This is a genomic window from Caballeronia humi (assembly GCF_001544475.1).
Taxonomy (GTDB): Bacteria; Pseudomonadota; Gammaproteobacteria; order Burkholderiales; family Burkholderiaceae; genus Caballeronia; species Caballeronia humi.
In genome coordinates, this window is record NZ_FCNW02000009.1 from 163,433 (window position 1) to 170,640 (window position 7,208).

A 7,208-nucleotide genomic window follows, 5' to 3' on the forward strand; every position below is an offset into this window, starting at 1 on the left:
TCAGACCGCTTCGCGCGCCGCCGCCGTTCCCACCGTCGTCTGACGTTCTTCCGCGCCGTGCCGCAGGCGCAGGCTGCACACCGCGGCGATGACCAACGCGACAGCCAGCGCGACGAGTCCGTTCATCGCGCGTCCGGTCGATTGCTCGATCAGGCCCATGACCGTCGGTCCGACGAATCCGCCGAGCAGACCGCACGAATTGACCAGCCCGAGGCCGCCCGCGAGCGCGCTGCCGGACAAGCGCGACGAGGGAAACGTGAAGATGATCGACTGCACGACGAAGAACATCGACGCCGACAGGCTCACGCCGAGCAGGCCGATCGCGGGCGTCGAATAAGCGGCGATCAGGAGGCCCGAGGCCATCACCACCAATCCGCCGACGAGAATCCGGCGGCTCTTCACGGAGTCGCTTGCGAAGCGCGGCAGCGTCGCGGCGCCGACTGCGGCTGCGAGCCAGGGCGTGGCGCTCAAAAGCCCGATCGCGAACGGCGAAAAATGCCCCGACTTCCCGATGATTCCTGGCAAAAAGAAGATCGTGGTGTAGATCGTCAGCTGGTGACAGAAATACACGAAGATCGCGAGCCAGACCTGACGGTCACGCAGACACGTACGGAACGAATGCGCGGAACGGCCGCCGCTGCGGCTGTCCTGCTCGGCGGCGAGACGCTTTTCCAGCGCTTCGGCTTCGGCGCGCGGCAGCCATGACGCTTTCGTCGGACGATCCGGCAACACCTTCCAGACCACATAGGCGAGCAGCACCGCCGGCAGCCCTTCGATCACGAAGAGCCACTGCCAACCGTGAAAGCCGAGGGCCCCGTCGAGTTCGAGCAGCGCGCCGCCGAGCGGCCCGCCGACGATATTCGCGATACATACGCCGAGCAGGAAATAACCCGTCGCCCGGGCGCGCTCCTCGCGGCCGAACCAGTAGGTCAGATACAGCATCACGCCCGGAAACAGGCCCGCTTCCGCTGCGCCGAGCAAGAGCCGCATCACGTAGAACGACGTTTCGCCGCGCACGAAGGCCATGCCGATCGAGAGCAGGCCCCACGTGATCATGATCCGCGTGATCCAGAAGCGCGCACCGACCTTGTGCATCACGAGGTTGCTCGGAATCTCGAACAGCGCGTAGGTCAGGAAGAAGAGGCCGGCGCCGAGCCCGTAGGCAGCCGACGACATGCCGAGGTCGATACCCATCGATGCCTTCGCGAGCGCGATATTCGTGCGGTCGAGAAAACTGATCACGTAGACGATCACGAGAAGCGGCATCAGCTTCCTGATCAATAGCTTGTTCAGCGACGATTGCTGCGTTGGCGCGTTGTGCGTTGACATGGTTACTCCAGAAGGTGCGCGGCGGCGGGGCGGCCGCGCGGAGCCGAAACGGTTAGGTGAGGGCGGGCCGCAGCCCGTTTGCGCGTTTCATCGGCGCGAATGGCCGGTGCGCTTTGTGTTCGTTGCCTGCATGTCGTTTGTCTCCGGATTTTTTAATGATTTGAGATAGATGCGGTGGCGGAATCAGAACGCGACGTTGTCGCCGCCTTTCAACGCGAGCATCGCGCGGGCTTCCTGCGGCGTCGCCACTTCCAGCGACAGCCCTTCGATCACCTGGCGGATCTTGCGAACCTGCGCCGCGCTCGATTCGGCGAGCTTGCCCGGCGCGATCCACAGCGAATCTTCTAGCCCCACGCGCACATTCGACCCTTGCGCGACGCCGAGCGTCGCGAGCGGAATCTGGTTGCGCCCGGCGCCGAGGATCGACCAGACGAAGTCGTCGCCGAACAGGCGATCGGCGGTGCGTTTCATGTGCGCGAGGTCTTCCGGATGCCCGCCGATGCCGCCGAGCAGCCCGAACACGCTCTGCACGAAGAACGGCGCCTTCGCGAGCCCGCGGTCGACGAAATGCGCGAGGTTATAGAGATGCGAGATGTCGTAGCACTCGAACTCGAAGCGCGTGCCGTTCGCGCCGCACGACGTCAGGATGTATTCGATGTCGGCGAACGTGTTCTTGAAGACGAGGTCGCGGCTGTTCGCGAGATGCTTGCGTTCCCAGTCGTGCTTGAACTCCTTGAAGCGGTCGAGCATCGGATAGAGGCCGAAGTTCATCGACCCCATGTTCAGCGACGCCACTTCCGGCTGGAAATAATGCGCGGGCTTCAGCCGCTCGGCGACCGTCATGTGCGGGCTGCCGCCCGTCGTCAAGTTGATGACGGCGTCGGTTCCGGCCTTCACGCGCGGCAGAAAGCGCTCGAAAACGGCCGGATCTTGCGTCGGACGGCCGTTTTCGGGATCGCGCGCGTGCAGGTGCAGGATCGCGGCGCCTTCCTTGGCGGCTGCGAGCGCGGCGTCTGCGATCTGATCGGGCGTGACCGGCAGATGCGGTGACATCGACGGCGTGTGGATCGCGCCCGTCGGGGCGCAGGTGATGATGACTTTGCGAGTGGTTGCCATGAGTTGTGTCCGTGACCTGTCTATCAGAGGGTTTCGACGTTGCCGCAGACCGACAGCGCCTGTCCCGAAATCGCGCTGCCGGCGGGCGAGGCGAGGAACAGCACGCTCGCCGCCACTTCTTCTTGCGTGACCATGCGGCGCAGCGAAATCTTTTCGAGATAACGCGCTTCCATGTCTTCGTAGCTGATGCCGAGTTGCTTCGCGCGCGCGGCGATCACACCTTCCATGCGCGGTCCCTTTACGATGCCCGGCTGCACGGCGTTCACGCGGATGTTGTCCGGACCGAGCTCGATCGCGAGGCTCTTGGCCAGCCCGACGACCGCCCATTTGGTCGCCGAATAGGGCGTGCGAAAGCCGTATCCGAGCCGCCCGGCCACCGAGGAAATGAACACGATCACGCCGCCGTCCGCCGCTTGACGCAGCTTCGGCACGGCGCGCCGCGTGAACTGGAAATGGCTATTCAGGTTGATGTCGACGGTTTTTTCCCAGTCAGACGCCTCGATTTCGTCGATGCCACCCGTCGGACCGGCGATGCCCGCGTTGTTGATCAGCACGTCGAGGCCGCCGAGTTCGCGATCGACATCGTCGAAGACGCGCGCGACGTCGGCTTGGTCGGCGACGTTGGCCCGCGTGCCGGTGATGCCGGGCGTCGCGGTGGAGAGGGTGTCGATCGCCTTGCCGTCGATGTCGCAGACATGCACGCGCGCGCCCGTCGACAAGAACGCCTTCGCGATCGCGAGGCCGATGCCCGACGCGCCGCCGGTGATCAAAACGCGCAAGCCAGCGCGTGGCGCGAGAAGTTCGAGTGCTTTCATATCCATCCGATGTTTCTCCAGTGATTGTTTTTAAGATGCTGCAGCGACTTTCTCGACGGGCGCACGAAGGCGCTCGCTCAAATCCTCCGCCGCGTCGCCGATGTCCTGCGCGATGCCGGCGCGCGCTTGCCCGCCGTCGCGGCGCCAGAGCGCATCGACGATGCGCCGGTGCGCGGCCATCGAGCGCCGCATGTGCGGGATGTCAGGCGCGACCATGTTCAGGAACGGCCCGATTCGCATCCACATGTTCTGGATCGTGGCGAGCGTGATGTCGCTCGCGCCGTGCGTGTAGATGCTCGTATGGAACGCGAAATTGGCGCGCAGGTAGGCGGCGGAATCTCCTGCTTCGACGTAAGCGCTCATCGAGTCGTAGATTCGCTGGACGGCGGCGAGGCGCGCATCGGTCATCCGCGAGGCCGCGCGCTCGGCAACGCAGCCTTCCAGTGCGATGCGCACGTCGCGCAGTTCCTCGATCAAATCGAAGGTCATCGGCGGCACCATCAGCGCGCGGCCCGGCCCGTCGACGAGCGCGCCTTCCGCCTGCAAACGCGTGAGCGCGCCGCGTACCGGCATCGTCGACGAGCCGACGGCTTCCGCGACCCCGCGCAGGCTGAGTGCCTGGCCGGGCGCGAAGCGGCCGCTCATGATCGCTTCACGCAATTGCTGGTATACCTTGCCCGCCATCGTCTCGTGCGCGACGACTTCGAGCGCGGGCATGGCGTGCTGGACCGAACGAATTCCCACCGACAACTCCTTGCTATGCGATGTGTGACCTGTGATCACAGTTGCATGCAGTGTCGTGTCCGCGGGTGCCAATGTCAACGTCGAAGGCGTAGGGGAAAACACGGAGCACGGTGAACCGGACGTGCAGCAATTCAATACGGATTAATCGCTTTTAGATTGAGCTGATAATGCCCCGCGTCAAATCGCTGAATATCAGCGATTAATGCGGTTGTCTCGAAAATAAGGAATCGCGGAAAGAAACCGAATTGGTTGACAAGGGTTATCTCGAAAAACAGACTCGTTTCTTTCGCGATTTTTACCCCGATCTAAATGATCGCTGCGAGAAATTCCTCAAGTCAGCCGGAGCAATATCATGAACATCAAATCCCTTTCGCATCTTTCGTCCGCCGCTATTCTCGCTGCCGCATCGTTCGCCGCTAATGCCGCACCTGGTGCCGCCACGCTCGACGGCCAAGCGTCGATGCAGGTCTCGGGCACGGTGAAATCGGTCGACGCGGCCAAGCGCATCGTCACGATCGAGGACGCACAGGGCGGCACCGCCACGCTCGAAGTCGGCGCGAACGTCCCGAATCTCGACAAGCTGCAAAGCGGCCAGCGCGTGTTCGGCACGACGACGCGCCGCATCCACCTGACGGTGCTGGGTGACGGCGAACAAGCCGCGCGCATCGCGCAAATTGTCAGCGCGGACGATAAAACCGGCGTCGTGACGCTCAAGGATGCTCAGGGCGCGGAAATGTCCGTGCAGGCCAGCGATGCAGCGAAGGCATCGGCGATGAAGGCCGGTTCGCGCGTTTCCGTCGATCTCGGCGCGCAAGCCGGCGCGTAATCTTCCGACGCGCCGTTCGGATTTGTCGGAGTTTTCGTGTATCGCCGGGGTCTGCGCTTCGGTAACGTCTCGCTTCCATTGATTGGCAGTTCCCCCATCTGCCAGCCGACGGATGTCCGGTGGGCAGCAAGGGCCCTTTGAGGTCCGCCGGACGACGCGCTTTCCCCGAGCGCGGAACGCGGGATAGAGTTGTACCTCAGCGAATTCCCGTCGTTCTCCCCAGGCCATCCGGCGCAATCCGGATGGCCGCCTCGCTTTTTCCTCCTATCCGCCCGAACCCGCCACCAGACGCAGGCGCGTTATCTCCGATGGCGCTCCAAGCCGCTTTGGCGGGCCCCAATAGCCGGTTCCGCGACTCGTGTAGACCCAGAGTCCGCCGAGCTTGTCGAGGCCAGAGACGAACGGCTGTTGCAGACGCACGAAGAAGTTCCACGGAAAGAACTGCCCGCCGTGCGTGTGCCCGGAGAGTTGCAGCGTGAAACCGGCGTCCGCCGCCGCCGGCGCGCTGCGCGGCTGGTGCGCAAGCAGGACGCGCACGGTGGCATCGGCGGGAGCTCCGCGGAGCGCCGCCGCCGGATCGCTCTGGTGCGATGGGTCGAAGCTGCCCGCGTTGTAATCGGTCACGCCCGCGATGATCGCGCGCGCGCCGTCGTGTTCGAGCACGACGTGCTGGTTCATCAGCACCGTCAGGCCGAGCCGACGGAACTCCGCGATCCACTTTTCGGCGCCCGAGTAGTACTCGTGGTTGCCCGTCACGAGAAACGCGCCGTGCCGCGCGCTCAGTTCGCCGAGCGGCCGCGTGTGATCGGCGAGATGCGGCACGGCGCCATCGACTACATCGCCCGTTACCGCGATCAAATCGGGCTGGAGCCCGTTGACCGCCGCGACGATCCGCTCCACGTAGTGACGCTTGATGGTCGGCCCGACGTGGATATCGCTGATCTGTACGATCGTGAAGCCGTTCAGCGCGGCGGGCAGGTTGTCGATCGGCACATCGACGGTGACGACGGGCGCCCGCCGCCGCGCGTTGTAAAACCCGACCGACGACGACAGCATCGCCAGTCCCGGCACGGCCAGCGCGCTCCAGGCGGTGAACGCGGGCGAGCCGACCGCCGCGCCGCGCGCCCAGTCGACGAGGTGGATCACGAGCAGCGCCACGTCGCGCGCGAAAGTCAGCACGAGCAGCGATGAGAAAAATCCCATCGCGAGCAGGCCGATCCAGGCGAGGCGATCGGAGAGCGGCTGCTGTTCGATCGTGCGCGCGGACATGCCGAGCGGAATCAGCAGGATCGATGCGACGAGCACAAGGGCCGCGAGCCAGCGAAGCGGGGCGCCGACTGGCATCGCCGGAATCAGCCGCATGCCGACGTAAAGGTGAAACAGAATGCCGATACCGATGACGCGAAGAAAAAACGCGGAGCGTCGCATAGAGCGCCTGAAGGAGGAAAAGGCGGGCGGCGTGACGCCGCGCCGGAGACGTAGCCGATTCTACCGGTTCGCTTAAGACTGCGCGCCGGCGGGGTGGACAGCAGGTAAATGCGCGCGGTATAAATTGCTTCCGCGCGTCAATTCTCTGGAGATATCGAATGAAAGCAAGATGGAGTGCGGCGCTGATTATCGCGGCATCGGCTATTCCGATTTTCGCTTACGCTCAGAACGATTCGCTTGCAAAATCGGCGCAGAAAATCGCTGGCGCCGCGCAGCCGGTTCATTTGCAGGCGCAAATCATCGGTATCGATGCCGCCACGCGCACATTGACATTACGCGGCGCGAAAGGCGTCGTGACGACGGCAGTAGTCAGCAATGAGGTCAACAATTTCGATCAGTTGAAGGTCGGCGATCAGGTCGATGTGCTTTACCAGAACGCGCTGCTCGTGACCGCAGAGAAAGCATCCGGCGCCGACAAGGGAATTCGCAAGCGCGTCGATACGTCGGTTTATGCGCCGGCTTCGGGAGCGTCGGGATTCGAATCGGCGCGGCAAGTCGAGATTCTCGCGACCGTTCAGAGCATCAACCGCAAGAACGGCACGATTACGCTGCGCGGCCCGTGGCGTACCGATACGTTCGATATTCCACACGACGTCGATACCAAAGGGATTAAACCCGGCGATACCATCCACGCGGTATTCGTTTCAGCGGCTGCGGTTGAAGTGAAGCCAAAATAGAAAAACGGCCTGGCGATTTATCGCCAGGCCGTTTTTATTGGCGAATCAGACCGCCATACACAAATACTTGATGACGACATAATCATCGATGCCGTAATGCGAGCCTTCGCGGCCTAAACCCGATTGCTTCACACCACCAAACGGCGCGACTTCGTTCGAAATCAAACCGGTATTGATGCCGACCATGCCGTATTCCAGCGCTTCCGCCACGCG

Annotated in this window: 8 protein-coding genes; 2 read left to right on the forward strand and 6 right to left on the reverse strand. The window is 63.4% G+C overall.

Going from position 1 to position 7,208, the window contains the following annotated elements; translation table 11 throughout:
• The 4 genes from AWB65_RS12235 to AWB65_RS12250 all read right to left on the reverse strand — a co-directional run bounded on the left by AWB65_RS12235 (position 1) and on the right by AWB65_RS12250 (position 3,977).
• The gene (locus AWB65_RS12235) at positions 1-1,329 is read right to left on the reverse strand and encodes an MFS transporter (protein WP_087667416.1); all 1,329 of its coding nucleotides are present in this window, start codon (positions 1,327-1,329) and stop codon (positions 1-3) included.
• Positions 1,330-1,512: 183 nt separating this feature from the next.
• On the reverse strand, positions 1,513-2,445 hold the full coding sequence (gene kce, locus AWB65_RS12240) for a 3,5-dioxohexanoate:acetyl-CoA acetone transferase (protein ID WP_087667417.1): 933 nt from the start codon (positions 2,443-2,445) through the stop codon (positions 1,513-1,515).
• A gap of 23 nt (positions 2,446-2,468) precedes the next feature.
• Entirely contained in the window at positions 2,469-3,260 is a 792-nt protein-coding gene (locus AWB65_RS12245) for an SDR family oxidoreductase (RefSeq protein WP_087667435.1), read from the reverse strand.
• Positions 3,261-3,290: 30 nt separating this feature from the next.
• Positions 3,291-3,977, reverse strand: coding sequence for a GntR family transcriptional regulator (locus AWB65_RS12250; RefSeq protein WP_235007607.1), 687 nt, complete (start codon positions 3,975-3,977; stop codon positions 3,291-3,293).
• Between the two features lie 379 nt (positions 3,978-4,356).
• Here AWB65_RS12250 and AWB65_RS12255 point away from each other — a divergent pair, with 379 nt between their 5' ends.
• Positions 4,357-4,830: a hypothetical protein gene (locus AWB65_RS12255; protein WP_087667418.1), complete on the forward strand. Its 474-nt coding sequence runs from the start codon at positions 4,357-4,359 to the stop codon at positions 4,828-4,830.
• Between the two features lie 264 nt (positions 4,831-5,094).
• Here AWB65_RS12255 and AWB65_RS12260 read toward each other — a convergent pair whose 3' ends face one another.
• Positions 5,095-6,258 (reverse strand): metallophosphoesterase, encoded by a 1,164-nt coding sequence (locus AWB65_RS12260; protein ID WP_087667419.1) that lies wholly within the window; start codon positions 6,256-6,258, stop codon positions 5,095-5,097.
• Positions 6,259-6,416: 158 nt separating this feature from the next.
• Between AWB65_RS12260 and AWB65_RS12265 the strand changes: the two genes are divergently transcribed.
• Entirely contained in the window at positions 6,417-6,995 is a 579-nt protein-coding gene (locus tag AWB65_RS12265; protein ID WP_087667420.1) for a copper-binding protein, read from the forward strand.
• Positions 6,996-7,040: 45 nt separating this feature from the next.
• On the opposite strand, the gene AWB65_RS12270 is transcribed toward AWB65_RS12265, so the two are convergent.
• Positions 7,041-7,208 (reverse strand): aldehyde dehydrogenase family protein (locus AWB65_RS12270; protein WP_125474121.1); only part of this gene is annotated, 168 nt, incomplete at its 5' end.

Bases quoted from the DNA above. Each gene is read 5' to 3' on its own strand.
- AWB65_RS12260 (WP_087667419.1), bottom strand. From the start codon at position 6,258: ATGCGACGCTCCGCGTTTTTTCTTCGCGTCATCGGTATCGGCATTCTG.
- AWB65_RS12265 (WP_087667420.1), top strand. From the start codon at position 6,417: ATGAAAGCAAGATGGAGTGCGGCGCTGATTATCGCGGCATCGGCTATT.
- kce (WP_087667417.1), bottom strand. From the start codon at position 2,445: ATGGCAACCACTCGCAAAGTCATCATCACCTGCGCCCCGACGGGCGCG.
- AWB65_RS12235 (WP_087667416.1), bottom strand. From the start codon at position 1,329: ATGTCAACGCACAACGCGCCAACGCAGCAATCGTCGCTGAACAAGCTA.
- AWB65_RS12245 (WP_087667435.1), bottom strand. From the start codon at position 3,260: ATGAAAGCACTCGAACTTCTCGCGCCACGCGCTGGCTTGCGCGTTTTG.
- AWB65_RS12250 (WP_235007607.1), bottom strand. From the start codon at position 3,977: ATGCCCGCGCTCGAAGTCGTCGCGCACGAGACGATGGCGGGCAAGGTA.
- AWB65_RS12255 (WP_087667418.1), top strand. From the start codon at position 4,357: ATGAACATCAAATCCCTTTCGCATCTTTCGTCCGCCGCTATTCTCGCT.